This is a genomic window from Streptomyces lavendofoliae (assembly GCF_014649735.1).
Taxonomy (GTDB): Bacteria; Actinomycetota; Actinomycetes; order Streptomycetales; family Streptomycetaceae; genus Streptomyces; species Streptomyces lavendofoliae.
The window spans coordinates 186,728-211,314 of the sequence record NZ_BMTP01000001.1 but is presented as its reverse complement, the minus strand read 5'-3'; the positions used below and the strand labels follow the sequence as shown (position 1 = coordinate 211,314).

Genomic DNA, 24,587 nt, shown 5'->3' with positions numbered 1-24,587 from the left:
GATGATCGGTTTCCTGCCCGCAGCGTAGCCGGGCGCGCACCCCGCGCGGGGACGCGGGAGGATCGTCCCGTGGAAGTGACTCTGCTCGGAACCGGCGCCCCCGAGGGCCTGCCCCGCCCGGACTGCCCCTGCGCCGCCTGCGCCGCCGCCCGCGGGGGCCGGGCGCGCGCCGCCACGGCGCTGCTCGTGGACGGGGCGCTGCTGCTCGACCTGACGCCCGGCGCCGCGCTGGCCGCCGCACGCGCGGGACACTCGCTGACCGGCGTACGGCAGGTGTTGCTCACCCATCCGCACGACGGGCCGGCGCTGGAGCTCCCGCCGGGGCTGCCCGCCGCGGGGCGCGTCCCGGACGGGCGGGAGCTCACGCTGATCAGCGGCCACCGCGTGCGGGCCGTGCCCATGGACTCCCCCGGCACCGGGTACGAGGTGACGTCGCCGGAGGGTCTGCGCCTGCTGTACCTGCCGCCGGGCGGCGCCCCCGCCGGGGTCACCGGGCCGGAACGGCCGTACGACCTGGTGGTCGCCGACGTGGTGGGCCGTCCCGACGGGCTGGCCCGGCTGCGGGCCGCCGGCGGGGTGGGGCCCGCGACGGACGTGGTCGCGGCGCACCTGGACCACGACGTGCCCTCGCCCCGTGAGGTGGACCGGCGCCTGGCCGCCGCCGGGGCGCGGGCCGTGCCGGACGGGACGACGCTGGTCGTGGGCGAGTACCACGCGGTGCCGGACGTGCCCCGGCGCACGCTGGTGACCGGCGGGGCGCGGTCGGGCAAGTCCCTGGAGGCCGAGCGGCGTCTGGAGGCGTTCCCCGAGGTGGTGTACGTCGCCACGGGCGGGACGCGCGAGGGCGACACCGAGTGGACGGCCCGGGTGACCGCCCACCGCGACCGGCGTCCCGGGTCGTGGCGCACCGAGGAGACGTGCGAGCTGGCTCCGCTGCTGCGGGCGGAGGGGCCGCCGCTGCTGATCGACTGCCTGTCGCTGTGGCTCACCGACGCGATGGACCGGGTGGGCGCCTGGGACGACGCGACGTGGGCCGCCACCGGTGAGCGGGAGCTGCGCGAGCGGGTGGCGGAGCTGGTCGCGGCGGTGCGCGGCACCGCCCGTACGGTCGTCGCGGTGACGAACGAGGTGGGGGCCGGGATCGTGCCCGGGGACGCCGGGAGCCGACGGTTCCGGGACGAGCTCGGGCGGCTGAACGCGGCGTTCGCGGACGAGTGCGAGCACGTCCTCCTGGTGGTCGCCGGGCAGGCCCTCGCGCTGCGGGGGTGACCGGTACTGTTCAGCGAATGAGCAGGCTGAATCTCGACGACTTCTCCGATCTGATCGAGCGCCCCGACAGCGGTACGCGGCGTGACGCCGAGGAACGCCGGCAGCGTCTCGCCGTGCCGCCCGGGGTGCTCGGGCGTCTCGACGAGCTGGGCGAGTGGCTGTCGGCCGCCCAGGGTGCCGTCCCGGTGCGGCCGGTCGAGCAGCCGCGGGTGGTGCTGTTCGCCGGCGACCACGGGGTGGCCGAGCTGGGGGTGTCCGGCCGCCCCGCCGGCGGTGCGCACGAGCTGGTGCGGGCCGTGCTGGACGGCGCGAGCCCGGTGGCCGCGCTGGCACGGCGGACGGGCGTCCCGGTGCGGGTCGTCGACGCCGGGCTGGACTGCGACCCGGAGCTGCTGCCCGCCGACGTGGTGCGCCACCGGGTGCGGCGCGGCAGCGGCCGTATCGACGTCGAGGACGCCCTGACGCCCGAGGAGGCCGAGCAGGCCGTACGCCTCGGCATGGCGATCGCCGACGAGGAGGCCGACTCGGGCACCGACCTGATCGTGCTCGGGGACCTCAGCGTGGGCGGCACGACCCCCGCGTCCACGCTGATCGCCGCCCTGTGCGGGACGGACGCCTCGGTGGTGACCGGCCGGGGCGGTGCCGGGATCGACGACCTGGCGTGGATGCGCAAGTGCGCGGCGATCCGCGACGCGCTGCGCCGTGCCCGGCCGGTGCTGGGCGACCAGCTGGAGCTGCTGGCGGCGGTGGGCGGGGCGGACCTGGCGGCCACGACCGGGTTCCTCCTGCAGAGCGCGGTGCGGCGGATGCCGGTGATCCTGGACGGCGTGGTGTCGGCGGCGTGCGCGCTGGTGGCGCAGCGGGCGGCGTTCCGGGCGCCGGACTGGTGGCTGGCCGGACACGCGAGCGGTGAGCCGGCGCAGGCGAAGGCGCTGGACCGGATGGCGCTCGACCCGCTGCTCGACCACGGCGTCACCGTCGGGGAGGGCACCGGGGCGCTGCTGGCCCTCCCGCTCGTCCGGGCCGCGGCGGCGTTCGCGGCCGACCTGCCGGAGACGCGGCTGCCGGAGGAGAACGCGCCCGAGGCGCGCGAGCCCGGGGAGAAGCTGCCGGAGGAGCACCTCCCGGAGCAGCGGCCGGCCGAGGACTGAGGGCGGCGCCCGCCGGGCCGTCGCCGTCCCTCGGTCCCCGTTCGTGCGCTGTGCCCGGGGCGCCGGGCACCGCCCGGAGTTCACGGCCGTCGAGCTCCTCCGGCGTGCCGGAGAGATCCGGATCACGCGGGTGGCACTCAACTCCGCGCCGCGCGGGCCGGTCTTCGAACGTGGCGCGAAGCCCGGGGCGGGCCCGTGCCGCGACTGTGGCGCTCCCCCGCCGGGCTTCCTCTCCCCTGGTGGCCGGCCCGCGGAGTCCCGAGTCGCCGTACCGCGCCGACGCCACGTACCGACCGACCCGGGAGCCGTGACCCATGCTCTGCGAGAAGCGTTCCGACCTGCCCCGCGGCGGCCCGGCCGCAGGCCGCGGGGAGGTCTGCCCCCGTCCCCCGGCCTGGCCGGGCGGGCCCGCCCGCACCTGGAAGGCCGGCGCCGTTGAGCCGGTTCGCGCGCCGCGAGTGGGGGCCGCTGTACGCGGCGGTGCGGACGGAGCTGGTCACGCGGAGGTGGCGGGCGGTCGCCATGACGCTCGGCGCGGTGTGCCTGACCTCCGTCTTCCAGGTGGTGCAGAACCGGCCCTGGGGGTACGGGCCGGTCCAGGCCATCGGCTCGGTGCGGGCCGAGGACCCGCTGTGGGAGGCGCTGCTGCGCACGCCGCTGTCGCTCTTCGTCCCCGCGCTCGACCTGCCGGTGTGGGGCGCGCTCGCGCAGATCCTGCTGGTGTTCGGCATCGCGGAGACGTGCCTGGGCCGGCCGCGCACGCTGCTGATCGCGTACACGGCGACGCTGGCCGGGACCCTGTACGCGCGCGTGGGCATCGCCCTCGGTCCCGGCGCGCCGCTGGGGCTGGGGCTTCCCGCGACCGACGCGCAGGTGGTGGACACCGGGCCGTCGGCGGCGGTCGTGGGGCTGGCGGTGTACGTGTGCTGGCACCACCGGGCGTGGGTCACCGGCGCGGCGGTGGTCCTGGCGATGGCGGTCGAGGTGCTGGTGAAGTGCAACCTGGCCGGCAAGGAACACCTGGCGGCGATCGCGGCGGTGCTGGTGGTGTGCGCGGTGCGGTCCTGGTGTCAGCGCGGGTCGTCGTCCGGCGGGCGGCGCGAGGGCAGGACGCGGTCGGGAGCTCCGGCGATCAGGTCCTGAAAGCGGCGCCTGGCCCCGTCCCAGCGCCGGTCGTGGTGGAAGGCCCGCAGCCGGGCCCGGGCGCGGGCCCTGGGCCGGTTGCGGTAGAAGCGGCGGGCCCACAGCGAGCCGGGGCGGGCCAGCCGCAGTGCCCCGAAGACCGCGACCGGCGACAGGAACAGGCCGAGGATCGCCATCCGGAACTTGCCCTTGAACAACGCGACGAGCACGAAGGCGAAGTTCAGCGCCAGGGTGAGGATGAAGCTCCTGCGGTCCTGGCGCTCCTGGGCGCTCAGCTCGTCGACGCCGAACGGCGAGAAACCGCCGAGGACCAGCAGGAGCAGCGCGGTGGTCAGCACCACCACCTCCACGCTCTGGCGGCCCTGCTCGGTCCAGTACACGTCGTCGAGGTGCAGGATCAGCGCGAACTCGTCGAGCACCAGCCCCGCGCCCGCGCCCAGGAGCACCGCGCAGACGATGGCCCCGGCCTCGTGCCGTCCCACCGCGACCCCGCCGAAACCACCGACCAGGGTGAGGATTACGCCCGGCACCACGTGGTGGATGTGCAGCCCGCCCGGCCGGACGTTGCGGAAGGGGCCTTTGCCCGCGCGGATGAGCCGGGTGACGGTGCGGGTGATCAGGAAGGTCAGCACGAAGGAGCCGAGGGCGACGAGCAGCGGGAGCTTCCCCGGTTCGACGATGTTGCGGTAGAACCAGTGCCCCATGCCACCCGCTCCAGATTTCCGGCGTCCTACCGACTACCCTGCGCGCGGTGACCTCTTCCCGCACCCGTGACCACGCCCGTACGAGCGTGGACGGCATACGTTTCGCCTTCGGCACCCTCACCGTGCTGCCCGTACGGGTGACCCGGTGGGACCGCGACGCGGCCCGCGCCGGCATGCTGTGGGCGCCGCTCGCCGGTCTGGTGGTGGGCCTCGCCTCGGCGGCGGCCGGCGGGGGGCTCGTGCTGCTGGGCGCGGGGCCGCTGCTGGCCGCGGTCGCGTCGGCCGCCGTGCCCGCCGTGCTGACCCGGGGCCTGCACCTGGACGGGCTGGCGGACACCGCGGACGGGCTGGGCAGCGGCAAGCCCGCCGAGGACGCGCTGCGGATCATGAAGCAGTCCGACATCGGGCCGTTCGGCGTGATCACGCTGTTGTTCGCGCTGCTCGCCCAGGTCGCCGCCCTGTACGAGCTGTACGCCGGGCAGGGCTGGGCCCACGGGATGGCGGGCGCCGCCGTCACCGGCACGGTCGCCCGCCTGGCGCTGACCCTCGCCTCGCGCACCGCCGTCCCGGCGGCCCGGCCCGAGGGGCTGGGCGCGGTGGTGGCCGGCACCGTCCCGGCGCGCGCGGCGGCGGCGGTGACCCTGCTGGTCCTGGTGGCCGCGGCCGGGCCGGGCGGCGCGCTGGGCGGCCCGGACGGCGCGCTGCGGTACGGCGGGGCGGCGGTGCTGGCGCTGGTGGCGGCGCAGGGGCTGCTGGGGCACTGTGTGCGCCGGTTCGGCGGGGTGACCGGCGACGTGTTCGGCGCGGTGGAGGAGACGGCGGCCACGGCGGCGCTCGTCGTGCTGACCTTCGGCGGCTCGTGGTCCTGATCTTCCACCCGTTTCGCCGAACCGGGGTTTGACGGGCGCCGAACCCTGGTAGTCGGGCGGAAGCAGGAAAGAAGGAGATAGATCAGCATGGCTACTGGCACCGTGAAGTGGTTCAACCCGGAAAAGGGTTTCGGTTTCATCGAGCAGGACGGCGGCGGACCGGACGTGTTCGTCCACTACTCCGCCATCAACGCCTCCGGGTACCGCGAGCTCCAGGAAGGGCAGAAGGTCCAGTTCGACGTGACGCAGGGCCCCAAGGGCCCGCAGGCCGAGAACGTGTCGCCCGCCTGAGCGGCGCCCGCCGCCCGGAGACCCCCGGACGCCGTCAGCAGGGCTTGCGCCAGGCGTCCAGCGCGTAGCGCTTGAGCATCGAGCTCAACCGCAGCCGTTTCGCCAGCGGGCAGAACTCCCGCGTGCCGAGTTCGTACTCCACGTGGAAGACCGCCTTGCCCGCCTCGACGAACGGACTGAGGGAGGGGCACTCGTCGTACTCCGCGCACTGCTCGTTGACCGCGAAGTCGAAGTCGCCGAGCAGCTGCGGGATCTGGTCCAGGTCGTTCTTGAGACCCACGGCGAGGCCCCTCTCGTGCGCCAGGCGGGCGATGAGGCGGTTGTAGCGGAGCTGGTCGGCCGCGGTGAGGGGGAACCCGGTGCGGTTGGCGTAACCGTCCATGTTGTCGGGTTCCACCGCGTCGAAGCCCTTGTCCCGGCACATGTCGATGCGGTCGGCCATCAGCGGTTCGAGGACGTCGGTGCGGCGGATGTCGAGCCACCGCTCGCCGTCCCAGCCGTTTCCCTGCCCGAGCACCGCGGCGGGGAACTTCCCGGCGTCGGGCCGCCAGTCCTCCCAGGCGCCGGTGGACAGGTAGCAGATCACCTTCCGGCCGCGCCGGTGCAGGTCGTCGACGGTCGTCGCCGGGTGGTCGAAGCCGTCGATGTCGTACACCGGCACGTCCACGGAGGTGTCCAGCCGACCGCTGAGCTGCCACTGCCACTGCTGGCCCGGTTCCGGCTGCCAGCGGCCGGCGCGAGGCGGGCCCGGTTCGTCGTCGGAGGTGCTGGTGCAGCCGCCCAGCAGGAGCGCCAGGGCGGCGAGGAGGAGCGGTACGCGGCGGTTCACGGGCACTCCAGGGGATACGGAAGGGTTCCCCAGGGATGTGCCCCGGTGCCGGGGACCGCGCACTTCACGCGGGTGGATAGGCGTGCACTCGCCGGGGCCCCGTAGACCAGGTGGCAGTAGTGGTCGGCGACCGGCAGGTCCAGGTCGCGATAGGTGTCCCAGGGGCCCTCGAACGTCACCAGCAGGTCGGCCAGTCCGGCGTACGCGGGGTCGGGGTGGGCCCCGTGGTTGAGGACCACGGTGGCCGCGCCGGCCGCACGGGCGGCCACCCCGAGGCGCCGGTAGTGCTCGACCGCCCCGGGCTCGGTGGGCACCTGGTCGAGGAACGCGCCGTCCGCGCCGTACCAGTCGCGGTGGCGGACCAGGTCGGTGAGGACGTCGGCGTGCGGGCGGCGGCCGTAGTCGGTGTCCGTGTAGCCGAGGACGCACACCCCCGCCGCGCGCAGCCGGTCCGCGACGGTCACGAACGCGGGATCGGGTGCCCGGCCCGCGCCGCTCGCCGGGTTGAGCACCACCCCGTACAGCAGGGGCGCGGCGGCGACGAGCGCGTCCCATTCGGCGGGGCGGGCGGCGGGGTGCTCGTAGTAGGGCACCAACAGGTCCACGTGCGGTTCCTCCGTGTGTCTACGTACGGTGGGCGGTCGCCCGCCCGAGCAGGACGGCGCCCAGCACGGCCAGCACCGCGGCGGCCGCCCCGGCCACCCCCGCGCCCACCAGCCTCGGGTCGCCCGTCCCGGTGGCCAGCGCCGCCGTCTGCGCCCCGGCCGCCACCCCGCACACCACCGCCGCGCTGAGCACCGCCCCGAACGACTGGAGCAGCAGCGCCGCCCAGAGCACCGTCCCGATCAGGAGCAGCGACACGAGCCGCACCCCGCCGATGTCGGGGGCACCCGGCCACAGCAGGGTGCCGGTCACCGCGAGGGCCAGCAGCACAGCCAGGTACACGGTCAGGCACAGCGCCAGCGTGGCGGCCGTGGCGCGGCGGAAGGCGCGGGAGCTGGTGGAGGCCCGCAGCCCGGCGAGGCTCTCGCTGCGGAACCGGTGCAACAGCCACTCGGCGGGCCCCATGGACAGGGTGAGCGCGACCGCGGTCGGCCCGGCCACCGAGGCACCGGCGCCCTCGGCCACCACGTCGCCGATCGCGGCGTACAGGACGAGCCCGCCCGTGCCGAGCCCGAACAGCCCGTAGGGCACGGACGCGGCGAGCCGGGGCGCGCCGGTCCCCTCCCGGCTCCGCCCGCTCGTCCCGGCCCGTCCCGGCGCGCCCGCCGGTGCCGCCGGGCCGGTCAGCAGCTCACGCCCCGCGAGGCCGACCGCCAGGGCCAGGGAGGTGCCGAGCAGGGCCGCCCGCGCGGGGTCGGGCAGCCCGAGCCAGAAGGCCGCGGGGGTGCCGGCGACCAGCGGCGCCAGCGCGCCCAGCAGCGCCTTCTCCCGGTCGAGGACCAGCAGCACGGTCGCCGCGCCCAGGTACACCGCCTGGCCCGCCGCGAACGCGGCGCCGCCCCACTCCCCGGGGCCGGCCGCCGCGGCGAAGGCCACCAGGGCGCCGATGAGGGCACCGGCCGGGGCGCCGCGGAGCAGGGTGCGCGCGGCGGCCCGGCGGTCACCGAGACCGAGCCAGGAGTAGGCGCGGTGGGACAGGGCCTGGTTCCACACCCAGCCGGTGACGGCTCCGGCGAGCAGCGGGACGGTGCCGGCCGGGAGCCCGGGCGCGCCGGGGGTTCCGGTCAGCAGGGGGGCGCCGAGCACGTAGGCGAGGCCGGGCAGCGCGAAGACCAGGCCGCGCAGGAGGCAGCCGCCGAGGCCGGTGTGCCAGGGGTCGACGGGCGGGCCGTCGGGTTCGGGGTAGCGGCGCTCCACGCGCGCGTAGAGGTCCTCGGCGAGGGCGAAGGAGTTCTCCCGCCCGTAGGTGAGCCTTATGTGGTCGTCCGTCATGCCGTCGGACTCGAGGATGGCGGCTATCTCGTCGGGGTGGACGGCGGCCGCCACCACCTCCTCCAGGCGGGTGGCCAGCTCGTCCACGGGGTCGGCGGCGGCCCAGCTGGGCCGGGGGCGCGGTATCGCGGGCAGGGTGTCGAGCCCCGCCGACTCCGCCTTCAGCCACAGGGAGCCGCTCATCAGGCCGCCTCCTCGGTGACCAGGTCGTCGGTGGCGGGTTCGCGCCAGGGGTCGGCGATGCGCAGCTGGAGTGTCCAGTCGCGGGTGTCCTCGACGGCCGGCTCCGGTACGGGGTGTCCGGCCAGCTCCAGGTAGATGCGGCGGAAGCCGTCGACGGAGCGGCGCAGGGTGAACTGGTCGACGACGCGCTGCCGGGCCCGCCGCCCCAGCAGGGCGCGCCGCTCGTCGTCGCGCAGCAGGGTCAGCACGGCCTCGGCCATCACGGCGGGTTCGCGGGGCGGTACCACGAGGCCGGTGTCCCCGACGGCCTCCCGTACGCCGCCGACGTCGGTGGAGACGGTGGCCCGGCCGCACGACATGGCCTCGATGAGGGAGAAGGGGAACCCCTCGCTGATGGAGGAGAGCATCACCAGGCTGCCCGCGGCGTAGGCGCTCGCCACGTCGGAGACCCGGCCCTCGTAGGCGATGCCGTCGGTGACGCCGAGGTCGGCGGCGAGCTTCTCCAGCTTCGTCCGGTAGTCCTCGTTGCCGGCCGGGACGGGGCCGAACAACCGCAGGCGCAGGGCGGGGACCTCCGCGCGCGCGATGGCGTACGCCCTGACCAGGGTCTCCAGGTCCTTGATGGGGTCGACGCGGCCGCACCAGCTGAGGGTGGGCACGGCGGGCTCGGGTCCGGCGAGGGGGAAGGCGTGCGGGTCGACGCCGTTGTAGACGGTGCGGATGCGGTCGGAGGGGGCGCCGCCGCGCTCCTCCCAGCGCCGGTTGTACTGGTTGCACGGGGTGATGAGGTCGGCCTTGCGGTAGCCGAGGCCGTTGAGTTCCCGGTAGAAGCCGAGCATCAGGGCTTTGACGGGCCAGCGCTGGGCGGCGCTGCGGTAGCCGAGGTAGCGCTCGCGCAGGTAGATGCCGTGTTCGGTGAGGAGGAACGGCACGCCGTCGAAGTGCTGGGCGGCGAGGGCGGGGAGGGTGGCCAGGCCGCTGGAGACGGCGTGGGCGACGCTGTCGCCGGGGACGCGGGCGGCGAGCGGGCGCAGGGCGTGTTCGAGGAGGTCGGTGGCGGTCAGCGCGTCGTGGACGGTGGGGCGGGCGGCTGCCGTCTCCAGGTGCGGCATGGTCCATATCCACATCAGGGACCGCAGGACGGACTCGGAGCGCAGGGCCGCCGAGAGCCGGCCGCGCCGGGCGAGCCCGGCGAGGGCGTACAGGCTCTCGCCGAAGTCGCAGCCGGCCGACGGGTCGAGTATCGACAGCAGGAAGCGTTCGTAGGTGTCGGTGAAGGCGCGCCGCTCCCGCCCGATGAGGGGCCGGCCGCGCCCTCGGGCCGGGCCCCACAGCGGGAAGGAGGTGTGCCGGTAGAGGTTGGGCGGCAGCTCCCAGGTGACGGGCTCACGGCCGCTGCCGGTCAGTGCCAGGACGTGGAAGTCGACCTCGGGCATGCCGCGGACGAGTTGGTCGCACCAGGTGCTGACGCCGCCGTGGACATGCGGGTAGGTGCCTTCGGTGAGCATGGTGACATGACGGCCGCTGCTCGGCATCGGTGTGTCCCCCCGGATGTGGATGTGGTCGGGCGTCAGGTGGTCGGCAGCGTGAGGGTGACCGCGGACTGGAGCGCCTCGGGCGCGGTCCACGCCGAGCGGGCACCGGCGTATCCGGTGCCGAACGCCGCCGTCCCGAGCAGCAGGTTCTTCCGGGTGCCCTCGGGCGCGGTGACGGGGGCGGTCACTCCGGCGGGCGCCTTGACGGTGACGGTGCCGCCGATGCGGTACGCGGTGACCCTGCCGTCCGCGAGGGCCTTGTCCCAGGCGGCGCGGCGGGCCAGTTCCGTACCGGCGTCGCGGTGACGGGGGTTGACGAGCGGGGTGTTGTCGGCGAACAGGCCGCGGTAGTCGGCCAGGATCCGGTCCAGCACCGGGTAGAGGAGGCGGTCCTCGGCCATGTTGGACTGGTGGACGTAGTGCGGGCGGGGGTCGTTGCCCAGGACGTGGCCGAGGGCGATCCGGGCCTCCTGCGGGACGATGTACGAGGCGTAGCCGGTGGTGACGTCGAGCGGCTCGTCCAGGCAGGTGGAGGCGGGGTTGGTCTCGCAGACGCCGCTTCCGCCGTCCTCCTTCGACGTGTAGATCCAGTTGTACTCGTCGGCCATCTCGGCGGCGGTGCCGACGTTGTAGTACACGTTCATCGGGTGGCGCGGGACGGTCTTGGCGGTGCCGACGGGCCGCTGCTGGGGGTCGCGGGAGTTGTCGCTCGCGATCCACCTGACGCCGGTGTCGGCCAGCGCGCCGGCGAGGTTCGGGTTGTCGGCGGGCTGCTGCGGGAGGGTCCTGAGGCCGGAGTGCTCGCCGGTGACCAGTTCGGCGCGGTCGACGGCGATGCCCCGGTTCACGGCCCAGGTGTGGTTGTCGCGGATCTGGGCGGTGATCTCGGCGCGGCTCATGTAACGGGTGTTGCCGTACGCGTCCTTGGCACAGCTCCACGGGACGGTGGAGGTGTCCTGGACGCAGCCGAGGAAGGGGTGCGTGTAGGTGTGGTTGATCCAGCGGTACTGGGCGCGGTCGGCCACCAGCTGGGCGGTGAGCGGGTCGCTGCCGCCGTGCTCGGTCCTCCACTCCTCGCCCGAGCCCGCGTTGTACACCATGTCCAGGGTGAAGCCCGCGGAACGCTGCCACTGGGCGGCGTACTGGGCGTCGGCCCGGGTCATCCGGATCGGCGGGGTGGACGCGCCGCCGTCGCCGCCGCCGACGCAGTCGATGTCGCCGGGCGTGCAGTTGCGTTCGGTGTCCCAGCGGGCGTCGGGGGCGAACACGTCGTCGACGTGGACGGAGAGGTAGTTGCGGTTCTGCCCGAGGTGGACGCCGTCCGTCAGCCATTCCACGATGCCGCGGGCCAGGGCGCGGAACTGCCGCTGGTGCTGGTTGTACGCGAAGGTGACGACCAGTTCGCGCCGGCCGTCGTGGGCGTACTGCCCGACGAGGCTGGCGCGCCCGCCGCCGGCGACGGGCATGTCGAGGTAGCTGGTGTAGCCCTCGCGGGGCCGGCCCGCGTAGCCGTAACTCTCGGCGACGTCCGGGTCGTTGTCCTCGAAGGTGAGGGGCCCGTCGAGGTACCGGAAGGGGCCCGTCCGCCCAGCGGCGGTGACGTCGGTGCGGACGCCGTCGAGGACGCCGGAACTCCCGCCCTCGCTGGTGTGGTCCAGGCCGACGCCCGGGTGGGCCCAGGTGTAGGCGTCGACCTGCGGGACGGCGTACTTCTGCTCGTACGCGGTCAAAGCGGCCCGTTCGGCCGGCGCCAGACCCTGCGGCGCCTCGTCGGGCAGGACGACGCCCTGGTACTTGGCGCGGGGCCGCCCGTCGACCGTGTCGGCGAGGAACGCGGCGTCGATGACCGGGCGCGCCGGGTCGGTGAGGCGGACGGTGCGGTAAGGGGTGCCGGACCCCTTGAGTTCGGAGGCGATCGCCCCGACCGCGCCGCCGCCGTCGTCCACGACGAGTACCGTCAGGTCGACGCGCGGCGCGAGTTCGGCCGCCGACGCCGGGGCGGCCGGGACGACCGTCGCCAGCAGGGCCGTGGCCAGTGCGGTCGCGGCCGGCAGGGTGCCCGCCGCTCTCCTGCGCCGGAATCCGGACGTGTGCATATGACTTCCCCCCTCGTGGGTCCCCCGTGGGCGCGCGGCCGCCGGGAGGATCTGTGGTGATGATGCAAAGCGGTACGTTGCTCCCTTGCACGAATGCAGGGAGTGTGACGCAGCTCTCAGCAGTTGACGCAGCAAACGTTGAGGAGACGCCACGGATGAGTGAATTGCCGCCGCCGTGAGCGAAACGGGACAGCACGCGTAGGCTCGTTCACGGCGCGCACCGGGCTCCACTTACGATGCGGCAGGACTCGGTCGTCCCACCCCTCGACCGCCTCAGAACTCAATGGAAGCGAGAATTCACCACCGTGACTGCTCTCACTCTCAGCACCGCCGGCGCGGCGACACTGCGCGCCGACGCTCTCGTCGTCGGCGTCGCCAAGAGCCGGAAGGGCGGCAAGGGGCTCGTCGTGGCACCGGGCGCCGAGGCCGTGGACAAGGCGTTCGACGGAAGGCTCGCCGGCGTCCTGGAGACCCTCGGCGCCTCGGGCTCCGAGGGTGAGGTGACCAAGGTGCCCGCGCCGTCCGGCCTGAAGGCCCCGCTCGTCCTCGCGGTGGGACTCGGCACGGCGCCCGAGAAGGACGAGGCGTACGACGCCGAGGCCCTGCGCCGCGCCGCCGGTGCGGCCGCCCGCGCGCTGGCCGGTGTCAAGAAGGCCGGGTTCGCCCTGCCGGTCGAGGCGGTCGAGGACGCCGAGGCCGTCGCGGAGGGCGCGCTGCTCGGCGCGTACGCCTTCACCGCCTACCGGGAGCAGGGCAAGGACGCCAAGGGCCCGCTGGGCGAGGTGGCGCTGCTGGGCACCAAGCCGCGCGACAAGGCGTACAAGGCGGGGGCCGAGCGCGCCGCCGCGCTGGCCGAGGAGATCAACCGCGCCCGCGACCTGGTCAACACCCCGCCGAACGACCTCTACCCCGAGTCCTTCGCCGCCATCGCCACCGCGGCGGCCAAGGAGCACGGCATCAAGGTGCAGGTCCTCGACGAGAAGGCCCTCGTGAAGGGCGGGTACGGCGGCCTCCTGGGCGTCGGCCAGGGCTCGGAGCACACGCCGCGCCTGGTGAGGCTCGCGTACACGCACCCCAAGGCGGAGAAGACCCTCGCCCTCGTCGGCAAGGGCATCACCTACGACTCGGGCGGCATCTCCCTGAAGCCGGCCGGCCACAACGAGACGATGAAGTGCGACATGAGCGGCGCCGCCGCCGTGTTCGCCGCCGTCGTCGCGGCCGCCCGCCTGGGCCTCGCGGTGAACGTCACCGGCTGGCTGGCGCTCGCCGAGAACATGCCCTCCGGCTCGGCCGTCCGTCCCGGCGACGTGCTGCGCATGTACAGCGGCAAGACCGTCGAGGTCCTGAACACCGACGCCGAGGGCCGCCTGGTCCTGGCCGACGCCCTGACCCGCGCGTCGGAGGAGAACCCGGACGCGATCGTCGACGTGGCGACGCTCACCGGCGCGATGGTGCTGGCGCTGGGCAACCGCACGTTCGGCATCATGGCGAACGACGACGCGTTCCGTACCTCCATCCACGAGATCGCGGAGGAGGTCGGCGAGGCGTCCTGGCCGATGCCGCTCCCGGCCGACCTGCGCAAGGGCATGGACTCGCCGACCGCCGACATCGCGAACATGGGCGAGCGGATGGGCGGCGGCCTGGTCGCCGGCCTGTTCCTCAAGGAGTTCGTGGGCGAGGGCATCACCTGGGCCCACCTGGACATCGCGGGCCCGGCCTTCAACGAGGGCGGGCCGTTCGGCTACACCCCCAAGGGCGGCACCGGCTCGGCCGTCCGCACCCTGGTGAGGCTGGCGGAGCGCACGGCCGCGGGCGACCTCGGCTGACACCCGCGGTGACCGCACGGTCACTCCGGCGGCCCCGGGGGGACACCCCCCGGGGCCGCCGTGTGCGCGGGATCACCCCGTCCGCCGGCCGGTGCCTCCCACCCGCGCGGCCCGGTGAGTGGGACGAAGGGGCGCGGCGGTGCCGGGAGGGAGAACGCGCGCGGGTCCCGAGGAACGAGGGACCGGGCACGATCGGCCGTCGACACCGTCCTGAGCGCCCCGGAGCCGAACCGAGCCCCGGATAAGAACAGCCCCGCGTCCCGTGTCCCGGCAACAAGTGCGAAGATGGGTTCTCGGCAGGACAGGGCCCCCACCACAGGGCCGAAGAATCAGCGGCCGGACACCAGCCGCCGCCCGGTCGTGGACGACCGGCGACCGGCGCACATGCATGGAGGACGTGACGTGGCGAACGACGCCAGCACCGTTTTCGACCTAGTGATCCTCGGCGGTGGCAGTGGCGGGTACGCCGCGGCCCTGCGGGGTGCGCAGCTGGGCCTGGACGTCGCACTGATCGAGAAGAACAAGCTCGGCGGCACCTGCCTGCACAACGGCTGCATTCCCACCAAGGCGCTGCTCCACGCCGGTGAGATCGCGGACCAGGCCCGTGAGGCCGACCAGTTCGGTGTGCTGACCTCCTTCGAGGGCATCGACATCAAGGCCGTCCACAAGTACAAGGACGACGTGATCTCCGGCCTGTACAAGGGCCTGCAGGGTCTCGTCGCCTCCCGCAAGGTGACCTACATCGAGGGCGAGGGCCGGCTGTCCTCCCCCACCTCGGTCGACGTGAACGGCCAGCGGGTCGAGGGCCGCCACGTCCTCCTCGCCACCGGCTCCGTACCGAAGTCGCTCCCGGGCCTGGAGATCGACGGCAATCGCATCATCTCCTCCGACCACGCGCTGACGCTGGACCGGGTTCCGGAGTCCGCGATCATCCTGGGCGGCGGCGTCATCGGCGTCGAGTTCGCCTCCGCCTGGAAGTCCTTCGGCACCGACGTCACGATCATCGAGGGCCTGAAGCACCTCGTCCCGGTCGAGGACGAGAACAGCTCGAAGCTCCTGGAGCGCGCGTTCCGCAAGCGCGGCATCAAGTTCAACCTCGGCACGTTCTTCCAGAGCGCCGAGTACACCGACAACGGGGTCAAGGTCACCCTGGCGGACGGCAAGACCTTCGAGGCCGAGGTGCTGCTCGTCGCCATCGGCCGCGGCCCGGTCTCGGCCGGCCTCGGGTACGAGGAGCAGGGCGTCGCGATGGACCGCGGCTACGTCCTCGTCGACGAGTACATGCGCACCAACGTCCCGACCGTCTCGGCCGTGGGCGACCTCGTCCCGACCCTCCAGCTCGCGCACGTCGGCTTCGCCGAGGGCATCCTGGTGGCGGAGCGTCTGGCCGGTCTGAAGACCGTTCCGATCGACTACGACGGCGTGCCCCGGGTGACGTACTGCCACCCCGAGGTCGCCTCCGTCGGCATCACCGAGGCCAAGGCCAAGGAGATCTACGGCGCGGACAAGGTCGTCGCCCTGAAGTACAACCTCGCGGGCAACGGCAAGAGCAAGATCCTCAAGACCGCGGGTGAGATCAAGCTCGTCCAGGTCAAGGACGGTGCCGTGGTCGGCGTCCACATGGTCGGTGACCGCATGGGCGAGCAGGTCGGCGAAGCACAGCTGATCTACAACTGGGAGGCGCTGCCGGCCGAGGTCGCGCAGCTGATCCACGCCCACCCGACGCAGAACGAGGCGCTCGGCGAGGCCCACCTGGCCCTGGCCGGCAAGCCCCTCCACTCCCACGACTGACGCCTTCAGTCCGGGCGCGACGACCACTTTCCGCAATTCGTTAGGAGCAACCGAAACCATGTCGGTTTCCGTAACCCTGCCGGCGCTCGGCGAGAGCGTCACCGAGGGCACTGTCACCCGCTGGCTGAAGGCCGAGGGCGAGCGCGTCGAGGCCGACGAGCCGCTGCTGGAGGTGTCGACGGACAAGGTCGACACCGAGATCCCCGCCCCGGCCTCCGGTGTCCTGGCCTCCATCAAGGTCGCCGAGGACGAGACGGTGGAGGTCGGCGCCGAGCTGGCCGTCATCGACGACGGCTCGGGCGCCCCGGCCGCCGAGGCCGCCCCCGCCGCCGAGGCCGCTCCGGCCGCCGAGGCCGCTCCGGCTCCGGCGCAGGAGGCCCCCGCGCAGGAGGCCCCCGCGCAGGAGGCCCCGCAGGCCGCCCCGTCCACCGAGGCCGAGGCCCCGGCCCCCGCCCCGACCGCCGAGGCCGCCGCCGGTGGCGGTTCCGCCGAGGGCACCGACGTCGTCCTGCCCGCGCTGGGCGAGTCGGTCACCGAGGGCACCGTCACCCGCTGGCTGAAGGAGGTCGGCGAGGAGGTCACGGAGGACGAGCCGCTGCTCGAGGTCTCCACGGACAAGGTCGACACCGAGATCCCGGCGCCGGCGTCCGGCGTCCTGCTGGAGATCGTGGTCGGCGAGGACGAGACCGCCGAGGTCGGTGCCAAGCTGGCCGTCATCGGCGCCCCGGGTGCGGCTCCGGCCGCCGCCCAGGCCCCGGCCGCCCCGGCCGCCGCCGAGGCCCCCGCCGCCGAGGCTCCGGCGCAGCCCGCGCCCGCCGCCGAGGCTCCGGCCGCTCCGGCTCCGGCGCAGCCCGCCGCTCCGGCGCAGCCCGCGCCCGCCGCCCAGGCCCCGGCGCCCGCCCAGCCCCAGGCTCCGGCCGCCGCTCCGGCCACTCCCGCCCCCGCCGCCGCACAGCCGGCGGAGGACGGCGCGTACGTGACGCCGCTGGTCCGCAAGCTCGCCGCCGAGAACGGCGTCGACCTGGCGTCGGTCAAGGGCACCGGCGTCGGTGGCCGCATCCGCAAGCAGGACGTCGTCGCCGCCGCCGAGGCCGCGAAGGCCGCCGCCGCTGCCCCGGCTCCCGCCGCGGCCGCTCCGGCCGCCGCCAAGGCCCCGGCCCTGGAGGCGTCCCCGCTGCGCGGCCAGACGGTCAAGATGACCCGCATGCGCAAGGTCATCGGCGACAACATGATGAAGGCGCTGCACTCGCAGGCCCAGCTGACCTCGGTCGTCGAGGTCGACATCACCAAGCTGATGAAGCTGCGCAACCGCGCGAAGGACGCGTTCGCCGCCCGCGAGGGCGTCAAGCTCTCCCCGATGCCGTTCTTCGTGAAGGCGGCGGCCCAGGCGCTGAAGGCCCACCCGGTCATCAACGCCCGGATCAACGAGGACGAGGGCACGATCACGTACTTCGACTCGGAGAACATCGGCATCGCCGTGGACGCCGAGAAGGGCCTGATGACCCCGGTCATCAAGGGCGCGGGCGACCTGAACATCGCAGGCATCGCCAAGAAGACGGCGGAGCTGGCCGGCAAGGCCCGTGGCGGCGGCCTCACCCCGGACGACATGTCCGGCGCCACCTTCACGATCAGCAACACCGGCTCGCGCGGCGCGCTGTTCGACACGGTCATCGTGCCGCCGAACCAGGTCGCCATCCTGGGCATCGGTGCCACCGTCAAGCGCCCGGTGGTCATCAACCACCCGGACCTGGGCGAGACCATCGCGGTCCGCGACATGACGTACCTGTCGCTCTCCTACGACCACCGCCTGGTGGACGGCGCCGACGCGGCCCGCTACCTGACGGCCGTCAAGGCGATCCTGGAGGCGGGCGAGTTCGAGGTCGACCTCGGCCTGTAACCGCCGGCAGCAAGGCGTACGACAGCGGCGCCCCCGGTCCGGAGCTCTCCGGACCGGGGGCGCCGCTGTCGTGTCCACGGCATCGCGGCGTGACCGGTGTCTCCCGTTCGGGGCAGCCGTACGGGGTTACCGGGCGGAATAATGGCGAACGACCGCCGCAGCAGCGAAGGAGCCCCCATGACCCCGCCCGTCGTCCACTCGCTGCGCGAGCAGATCCGCGAGCACATCGTGGAGGGCATCGTCAGCGGCCGCTGGAAGCCGGGCGAGCGGATCGTCGAGCGGCGCATCGCCACCGAGCTGGCGGTCAGCCAGACGCCGGTGCGCGAGGCCCTGCGGGAGCTGGAGAGCCTCCGCCTCATCGAGTCGGCCCCCAACAAGGGCGTCCGGGTGCGCAACCTCACCGCGGCGGACCTGGAGGAGAGCTACCCCGTGCGGGCCGGCCTGGAGCAGATCGCCGCCGAGCTGGCGGCCGACCGGCTGGGCGAGGACTGCTCGGCCCTGGAGCCCCATGTGGCGGCCCTCTACGAGGCGGACGCGCGGGCCGACGGGACGGCGCAGGTGCGGCACACGGTGGGCTTCCACCGGGAGCTGGTGCGGGCCGCCCGCAACGGCGTGCTGCTGCACACCTGGGAGGGGCTGGGCATCGAGGTCTTCACGGCACTGTCGATCCGCTGGCTCGGCACCGTGCAGAAGTCGTACGCGGAGGAGCACGAGGAACTCGTCCAGGCGTTCCGCCGCCGCGACCCAAGGATCGGGGTCCTGGTGAAGGAGCACGTCCTGGGCTGCGCCCCGCGCGCCTAGGCCGCCCGAGGCACCCTCCCCGCGCGCCTAGGCCGCCCGAGGCACCCTCCCCGCGCGCCTGGGCCGCCCGAGGCACCCTCCCCGCCCCACGCACGCCCCCTCCCGCGTGCGCGGCCCGTCCTGTGGCCCCGCCCGCGCACAGGGTGGGTCGCCCCCTCGCGCACCCCCTGCTGGTCGGACCTCCGCGCCACTTCGAGCGCCGGGCGCGCGCCGGCGCTCATCGGTCGTCGCGCACGCTCATTCGCTGCTCCCACCTGCGAAAACCAGGCACCGGGTGCCCGCATTCGTGGCACCGAATGCCGACTTTGGCCTCCGGGGACAGATTTTTCGCCCAACGCTTTGATCGATCATCGATCACGGTCGTACAGTCGTCCGCGGACTTCAACAGAGGTCCCCTCGCCCTGTCCTGCCAAGACCAAGGGCTCCACACCCCTTCGACTCCGGAAGGCGGCGACTATGACCGACCCCACCCGCATCCAGCCGAGCGAGCTCGACCAGCTGCCGGACCGCGACCCCGAGGAGACCGCCGAGTGGCAGGCGTCCCTCGACGCCGTCGCCGAGGCGGCCGGGCCGCACCGCGCCGCGTACCTGATGCGGCGCACCCTGGAGCGCGCCGAGGGCGCCGGTCTCGCGCTGCCCAAGCTGCTCGAAACCGACTACGTCAACACCATCCCCACCGCCGCCGAGGCCGCTTCCGGCTTCGACGGCGACGAGGAGATGGAGGCGCGGATCACCGCCTGGAACCGCTGGAACGCGGCCGCCATGGTTTCCCGCGGCTCCAAGCACGGCGTCGGCGGCCACATCGCCACCTTCGCCTCCGCCGCCTGGCTCTACGAGACGGGCTTCAACCACTTCTTCCGGGGCAAGGAGCAGGACGGCTCCGGCGACCAGCTCTACATCCAGGGCCACGCCTCCCCCGGCATATACGCCCGCGCGTTCCTCGACGGCCGGCTGACCGAGCGGCACCTGGACAACTTCCGCCAGGAGTCCGCCGGCAACGGCCTGCCGTCCTACCCGCACCCCCGCCGCCTGCCCTGGCTGTGGGAGTTCCCGACGGTGTCGATGGGCCTCGGCCCCCTGTCGGCGATCTACCAGGCGCGGTTCAACCGCTACCTGACCAACCGGTCCATCAAGGACGTCTCGAACTCCCACGTGTGGGCGTTCCTCGGCGACGGCGAGATGGACGAGCCCGAGTCGACGGCGGCCCTCGCGCTCGCCGCCCGCGAGGAGCTCGACAACCTCACCTTCGTCGTCAACTGCAACCTCCAGCGCCTCGACGGCCCGGTCCGCGCCAACTTCAAGATCGTGCAGGAGCTGGAGGCCCAGTTCCGCGGCGCCGGCTGGAACGTCGTGAAGTCGCTGTGGGGCAACGCCTGGGACGAGCTGTTCCGGCTCGACACCACGGGCGCGCTGGTGCGCCGGCTGCGCGAGGTGCCGGACGCGCAGATCCAGACGTACCAGACCCGCGACGCGGCCTACATCCGCGAGGACTTCTTCGGTAAGGACCCCGCGCTGGTCGAGATGGCGAAACTGCTGTCCGACGACAAGATCATCGAGTGTTTCCAGTACTCCCGCGGCGGCCACGAGCCGCGCAAGGTGTACGCGGCGTACAAGGCGGCCCTGGAGCACAAGGGCGCGCCGACGGTGATCCTTGCCCAGACGGTCAAGGGCTTCACCCTCGGCAAGGGCTTCGAGTCCAAGAACGCCAACCACCAGATGAAGAAGCTCTCGGTGGACGAGTTCAAGGACATGCGGGACCTGCTCGGCCTGCCGATCCCGGACTCCGCGTTCGCCGACGGCCAGGTGCCCTACGGCCACCCCGGCGCCGGCTCCCCCGAGGTGCGCTACCTCCAGGAGCGCCGCGCGGCCCTCGGCGGCCCCGCCCCGGCGCGCCGCACGCACGCTCTCGACCCGCTGCCCGCCCCGGCCGACAAGACCTTCACCGCCTTCGACAAGGGCTCCGGCCAGCAGTCGGTCGCGACGACCATGGCGTTCGTCCGCCTGATGAAGGACCTGATCCGCGACAAGCGGACCGGCAAGCGGTGGGTGCCGATCGTCCCCGACGAGGCCCGCACCTTCGGCATGGAGTCGCTGTTCCCGTCGCTCGGCATCTACTCGCCGAAGGGCCAGACGTACGAGCCGGTCGACCGCGACCAGCTGATGTACTACCGCGAGGCCAAGGACGGCCAGATCCTCAACGAGGGCATCACCGAGGCCGGCTCCATGGCCGACTTCATCGCCGCGTCGACCGCGTACTCCACGCACGGCGAGCCGATGATCCCGTTCTACATCTTCTACTCGATGTTCGGCTGGCAGCGGACGGCCGACCAGATGTGGCAGCTCGGCGACCAGCTCGGCCGGGGCTTCCTCGTCGGCGCCACGGCCGGCCGCACCACGCTGACCGGTGAGGGGCTCCAGCACGCCGACGGCCACTCCCCCGTCATCGCGGCGACCAACCCGGCGGCGCTGACGTACGACCCGGCGTTCGCGTACGAGGTCGCGGTGATCGTCAAGGACGGCCTGCGCCGGATGTACGGCGAGGCGGCCCCCGGCGAGGACCCGAACGTCTTCTACTACCTGACCGTGTACAACGAGCCGATGCCGCAGCCGGCCAAGCCCGAGGGCGTGGACGCGGGCATCATCAAGGGCCTGTACCGCTTCAAGGAGGGCACGCCCGTCACGGCGGACGCCCCGCGCCTCCAGCTGCTGTCCTCCGGCACGGCGATCCACTGGGCGCTGAAGGCCCAGGAGATGCTGGCCGCCGAGTGGGGCGTGACCGCCGACGTGTGGTCGGCCACCTCGTGGACCGAGCTGCGGCGCGACGCGCTGGAGGCCGACGCGGCCGCCCTGCGCGGCGAGGAGCGGGTGCCGTACGTGCGCCAGGCGCTGGCCGACGCGCAGGGCCCGGTGCTGGCGGTCAGCGACTACATGCGCCAGGTCCCGGACCAGATCGCCCAGTGGGTCGAGCAGGACTACAGCTCGCTGGGCGCGGACGGCTTCGGCCTGTCGGACACCCGCGAGGCGGCCCGCCGCCACTTCGGCGTGGACGCCGAGTCGATCGTGGTCGCCGCGCTGGCGCAGCTCGCCAAGCGCGGTGAGGTCCCGGCCTCGCAGGTGAAGGACGCCCGCGAGCGCTACGGCCTGTAGGGCTGTCGCCCGGCGGTCCCCCCGTACCCGCCAGGGTGCGGGGGGACTGCTGCATCATGGCGTCCATGCGTGCTGCCAGGCTGATCAAAATGGTGCTCCTGCTCCAGTCCCGCCCCTCGATGACGGCCGCCGAACTGGCCCGTGAGCTGGAGGTCTCCGAGCGCACCGTCACCCGCGACGCGCTGGCGCTCTCGGAGGCCGGGGTGCCCGTGTACGCGGACCGGGGCCGGGCGGGCGGCTACCGGCTGATCGGCGGCTACCGGACGCGGCTGACGGGCCTCGCGCGCAGTGAGGCGGAGGCGCTGTTCCTGTCCGGCGTGCCGGGCGCGCTGCGCGAGATGGGCCTGGAGGACGCCGCGTCGGCCGCCCGCCTGAAGGTGTCGGCCGCGCTGCTGCCGTCGCTGCGGGACGCGCCCTCCTCGGCGGCGCAGCGGTTCCACCTGGACGCCCCGGGCTGGTACCAGGAGCCCGAGACGCCCGCGCTGCTGCCGGCGGTCGCCGAGGCGGTCTGGGACGACCGGCCGGTGACGGCCCGCTACCGGCGCCGGGACGCCGAGGTGGAGCGCGAGCTGGAGCCGTACGGGCTCGTGCTGAAGGCGGGTGTCTGGTACCTGTGCGCCCGCGCGGCCGGTTCGTTCCGGGTGTACCGGGTGGACCGGTTCACCGCCGTCACGCTCGCCGAGGGCCGTTTCGTCCGGGACGAGGACTTCGACCTGCCGGCGTTCTGGGAGGAGCGGGCGGCCGAGTTCGCCCGCTCGATCCTGCGCACGGAGGTGGTCGTGCGGCTCACCGCGGCCGGGGCGCGTGACCTGCCGTACGTCACCGACCGGGCCGCCGCCCGCGAGGCGCTGGAGGCGGCCGGCCCGCCGGACGCGGAGGGCCGGGTGACGGTGACCCTGCCGGTGGAGTCGCAGGAGGTCGCGTACGGCCAGCTCCTGCGCCTGGGACCGGAGGCGGAGGTGCTGGGGCCGGGGGCGCTGCGGACGCTGTTCGCCGAGGCGGCGAACCGGATGGCGCGGCTGTACCGGTGACCCCGTCGCCATGGACGGGGTCACCGGGGTGCCCTCACCGGTAGTCGTCGGCCGTCGCGTCCTTCCCCCCGTGCACCACGTCGATGAAGTACGCCCAGCCGTCCGGCCGCGACCCGTCGGTGTCGGTGAAGCCGTACACCTTGGCGAGCTGCCCGCTGGACAGCGACCGGCCGTTCCACCGGTGCCGGTCGGGGTCGGCGGCGAGCGCGGCGACGGCCCGGCCGACGTACGCGGGCGACTCGGCGATCGCGAAGTGCGGCTCCCTCGCGACGGCGTCGCGCCAGTTCTCCTCCGTCACGCCGTAGATGTCGAGCATCATCTCGGAGCGGAGGTAGCCGGGGCTGAGGGCGACCGCCGTGCCGCCCACCTCCTTGAGGTCCTCGCCGAGGCTGAAGGCCATGCGCAGCGGGGCGTTCTTGGCGAGGTCGAAGTAGAAGTTCTCCCGGAACCGCGTGTTGTACTCGGCCGTCCCGTCCGTCATCTCGACGACCAGGCCACCGGGGTTGCGGATGAGCAGCGGAAGCGCGCAGCTGCTGGTGATGACGTGGCTGCGCACCCCGAGTTCCAGTATCCGCATGCCCTGGTCGAGGTCCGTCTCCCACATCTTCTTGCCCCACGGGATGAGGTGGTCACCGCCCCACAGGCTGTTGACCAGCACGTCGAGCCGCCCCCGCTCCTCGTCGATCCGGGCGACCAGCGCGCGGACCTGTTCCGGTACGAGGTGGTCGACCGGTACGGCGATGCCCTCGCCGCCCGCGGCGGTGACCAGCTCGGCGGTCTCCTCGATGGTCTCGGTCGGCCGGCCCACCTCGCTGGCGGCGGTCCGGGTGGTGCGGCCGGTGACGTACACGGTGGCGCCGGCGGCGCCGAGCTGTACGGCGATGGCCCGGCCGGCCCCGCGGGTGGCTCCCGCGACGAGGGCGATCGTGCCGGCGAGGGGCGTGCTGTGCGTCGAGTCGTTCGTCATACGACCACAGTGCCCGGGAAAGACGACATCCTCTGTCCGGTTTCATTTCGGCCGCTCCGCGTGCACGGACACCCGCGACCCAGGATGCTTGTCCCGTGATGGACGAGACGGAGTTCTGGGCGATCATCGACACGACCCGCGAGGCCGCCGAGGGCGACCCCGAGGACCACGCCGAGCTGCTGGTGGAACGGTTGCTGCAGCTCGACCCGGACTCCGTGCTGGACTTCGCCCGGCACTTCGAGGCCCGCTACAACCGCGCGTACACCTGGGATCTGTGGGGCGCGGCCGCCGTCCTGCTGGGCGGCGCGAGCGACGACGCGTTCGACTACTTCCGGTGCTGGCTGATCGGCCAGGGCCGGGAGGTGTTCGAGGGAGCGGTGCACGACCCGGACTCGCTGGCGGAGCTGCTGGACGACTTCGACGAGGAGATCGACGGGGACGGCGAGGAGCTGGGGTACGCGGCGGACGAGGCGTACGAGCAGCTCACGGGTGCCGTCGCACCCGACCTGGGCATCCCGCCGCAGGCCCCGGAGCCGGAGGGCACGCCGTTCGACTTCGACGACGACGCGGCGCTGGAGGAGCGTTTCCCCCGGCTCTGGGACCGTTTCGGGGTGTGATCAGGTGAGGCGGCGGCCCATCAGGACGTCGTCGACGTACCGCCCGTCGAGGAAGAACTCCCCCGGCAGGACGCCCTCGACGACGAAGCCCTCCGACGCGTAGAGCGTCCGCGCGGGCTCGTTGTGGCCGAGCACGCGCAGGGTGATGCGGGTGGCGCCCTGGCGGGTGGCCTCGTCGAACGCCGCGTGCAGCAGGGCCCGTGCCACGCCGCGCCCGCGGGCGAAGTCGGCGACGGCGAGGCCCTGGATCTGGCGTACGTGCCGGTTGCAGGCGAGACGCGTGGGCGGGACGAGGCGGACGTACCCGGCGAGGCGGCCGTCCTCGCCCTCGGCCACCAGGAAGTCCTCCGGGCGGTGCGAGGAGTCGAAGAACGGGTCGTAGGGCGGTTGCGGCCTCGGCTGCACGGCGTGCAGCGGTGACCAGGTGTCGCGGTCGAGCCGGCCGAGCGCTGCGTCGTCCCCGGGGCGCGCCGGGCGTATGTGCGGGGTGGTCATGCCCGTCACT

20 protein-coding genes are annotated in these 24,587 nt (G+C 73.8%); 12 read left to right on the top strand and 8 right to left on the bottom strand.

Features of this window, described 5'->3' with window-relative positions:
- Nucleotides 1-69: 69 nt before the first annotated feature.
- From IE109_RS00985 to IE109_RS00975, 3 genes are all read left to right on the top strand, one after another.
- Nucleotides 70-1,269, top strand: coding sequence for a bifunctional adenosylcobinamide kinase/adenosylcobinamide-phosphate guanylyltransferase (locus IE109_RS00985; protein ID WP_189548466.1), 1,200 nt, complete (start codon nt 70-72; stop codon nt 1,267-1,269).
- Between the two features lie 17 nt (nt 1,270-1,286).
- Nucleotides 1,287-2,420, top strand: coding sequence for a nicotinate-nucleotide--dimethylbenzimidazole phosphoribosyltransferase (cobT, locus tag IE109_RS00980; protein WP_189548465.1), 1,134 nt, complete (start codon nt 1,287-1,289; stop codon nt 2,418-2,420).
- A gap of 435 nt (nt 2,421-2,855) precedes the next feature.
- The gene (locus tag IE109_RS00975) at nt 2,856-3,563 is read left to right on the top strand and encodes a hypothetical protein (protein ID WP_189548464.1); all 708 of its coding nucleotides are present in this window, start codon (nt 2,856-2,858) and stop codon (nt 3,561-3,563) included.
- Here the strand turns inward: IE109_RS00975 and IE109_RS00970 are convergent.
- Nucleotides 3,491-4,267, bottom strand: a complete 777-nt coding sequence (locus IE109_RS00970; RefSeq protein ID WP_189548463.1) for a hypothetical protein — start codon at nt 4,265-4,267, stop codon at nt 3,491-3,493. The genes IE109_RS00975 and IE109_RS00970 overlap by 73 nt on opposite strands.
- Nucleotides 4,268-4,305: 38 nt before the next feature.
- Here IE109_RS00970 and IE109_RS00965 point away from each other — a divergent pair, with 38 nt between their 5' ends.
- Together IE109_RS00965 and IE109_RS00960 are read left to right on the top strand one after the other, a co-directional pair.
- On the top strand, nt 4,306-5,136 hold the full coding sequence (locus IE109_RS00965) for an adenosylcobinamide-GDP ribazoletransferase (RefSeq protein ID WP_229890480.1): 831 nt from the start codon (nt 4,306-4,308) through the stop codon (nt 5,134-5,136).
- 87 nt (nt 5,137-5,223) lie between these two features.
- The gene (locus tag IE109_RS00960) at nt 5,224-5,427 is read left to right on the top strand and encodes a cold-shock protein (protein WP_126882941.1); all 204 of its coding nucleotides are present in this window, start codon (nt 5,224-5,226) and stop codon (nt 5,425-5,427) included.
- Between the two features lie 34 nt (nt 5,428-5,461).
- Here IE109_RS00960 and IE109_RS00955 read toward each other — a convergent pair whose 3' ends face one another.
- The 5 genes from IE109_RS00955 to IE109_RS00935 are packed head-to-tail and all read right to left on the bottom strand — an operon-like array spanning nt 5,462 to nt 12,005.
- Nucleotides 5,462-6,256, bottom strand: a complete 795-nt coding sequence (locus IE109_RS00955) for an endo alpha-1,4 polygalactosaminidase (RefSeq protein WP_189548462.1) — start codon at nt 6,254-6,256, stop codon at nt 5,462-5,464.
- Nucleotides 6,253-6,861: a spherulation-specific family 4 protein gene (locus IE109_RS00950; protein WP_189548461.1), complete on the bottom strand. Its 609-nt coding sequence runs from the start codon at nt 6,859-6,861 to the stop codon at nt 6,253-6,255. Before IE109_RS00950 ends, IE109_RS00955 begins: the two co-directional genes overlap by 4 nt.
- A gap of 19 nt (nt 6,862-6,880) precedes the next feature.
- Entirely contained in the window at nt 6,881-8,374 is a 1,494-nt protein-coding gene (locus tag IE109_RS00945) for a hypothetical protein (RefSeq protein WP_189548460.1), read from the bottom strand.
- Entirely contained in the window at nt 8,374-9,909 is a 1,536-nt protein-coding gene (gene pelF / locus IE109_RS00940) for a GT4 family glycosyltransferase PelF (protein ID WP_189548459.1), read from the bottom strand. The genes IE109_RS00945 and pelF overlap by 1 nt, the downstream gene beginning before the upstream one ends.
- Nucleotides 9,910-9,944: 35 nt before the next feature.
- Nucleotides 9,945-12,005, bottom strand: a complete 2,061-nt coding sequence (locus tag IE109_RS00935; protein ID WP_229890416.1) for a hypothetical protein — start codon at nt 12,003-12,005, stop codon at nt 9,945-9,947.
- Nucleotides 12,006-12,310: 305 nt separating this feature from the next.
- On the opposite strand from IE109_RS00935, the gene IE109_RS00930 reads away from it, so the two are divergent.
- The 6 genes from IE109_RS00930 to IE109_RS00905 all read left to right on the top strand — a co-directional run bounded on the left by IE109_RS00930 (nt 12,311) and on the right by IE109_RS00905 (nt 22,498).
- Entirely contained in the window at nt 12,311-13,831 is a 1,521-nt protein-coding gene (locus IE109_RS00930; RefSeq protein WP_189548458.1) for a leucyl aminopeptidase, read from the top strand.
- A 402-nt stretch (nt 13,832-14,233) separates the two neighbouring features.
- Nucleotides 14,234-15,622 carry a dihydrolipoyl dehydrogenase gene (gene lpdA / locus IE109_RS00925; RefSeq protein ID WP_189548457.1) on the top strand — a complete coding sequence of 463 codons (1,389 nt, stop codon included), beginning with the start codon at nt 14,234-14,236 and terminating at the stop codon, nt 15,620-15,622.
- Between the two features lie 58 nt (nt 15,623-15,680).
- The gene (sucB, locus tag IE109_RS00920) at nt 15,681-17,519 is read left to right on the top strand and encodes a 2-oxoglutarate dehydrogenase, E2 component, dihydrolipoamide succinyltransferase (protein WP_189548456.1); all 1,839 of its coding nucleotides are present in this window, start codon (nt 15,681-15,683) and stop codon (nt 17,517-17,519) included.
- A 177-nt stretch (nt 17,520-17,696) separates the two neighbouring features.
- On the top strand, nt 17,697-18,320 hold the full coding sequence (locus IE109_RS00915; protein WP_189548455.1) for a GntR family transcriptional regulator: 624 nt from the start codon (nt 17,697-17,699) through the stop codon (nt 18,318-18,320).
- Between the two features lie 456 nt (nt 18,321-18,776).
- Complete coding sequence (aceE, locus tag IE109_RS00910) at nt 18,777-21,467, top strand: pyruvate dehydrogenase (acetyl-transferring), homodimeric type (RefSeq protein WP_189548454.1); 2,691 nt, start codon at nt 18,777-18,779, stop codon at nt 21,465-21,467.
- A gap of 65 nt (nt 21,468-21,532) precedes the next feature.
- Entirely contained in the window at nt 21,533-22,498 is a 966-nt protein-coding gene (locus IE109_RS00905) for a helix-turn-helix transcriptional regulator (RefSeq protein ID WP_189548453.1), read from the top strand.
- A gap of 34 nt (nt 22,499-22,532) precedes the next feature.
- Here IE109_RS00905 and IE109_RS00900 read toward each other — a convergent pair whose 3' ends face one another.
- A complete protein-coding gene (locus IE109_RS00900) occupies nt 22,533-23,465 on the bottom strand; it encodes an SDR family oxidoreductase (protein WP_189548452.1) in 933 nt (310 codons plus the stop codon).
- 98 nt (nt 23,466-23,563) lie between these two features.
- Between IE109_RS00900 and IE109_RS00895 the strand changes: the two genes are divergently transcribed.
- Nucleotides 23,564-24,082: a DUF4240 domain-containing protein gene (locus IE109_RS00895; protein ID WP_189548451.1), complete on the top strand. Its 519-nt coding sequence runs from the start codon at nt 23,564-23,566 to the stop codon at nt 24,080-24,082.
- On the opposite strand, the gene IE109_RS00890 is transcribed toward IE109_RS00895, so the two are convergent.
- Entirely contained in the window at nt 24,083-24,577 is a 495-nt protein-coding gene (locus IE109_RS00890) for a GNAT family N-acetyltransferase (protein WP_189548450.1), read from the bottom strand. It lies immediately after the preceding gene.
- Nucleotides 24,578-24,587: the final 10 nt, after the last annotated feature.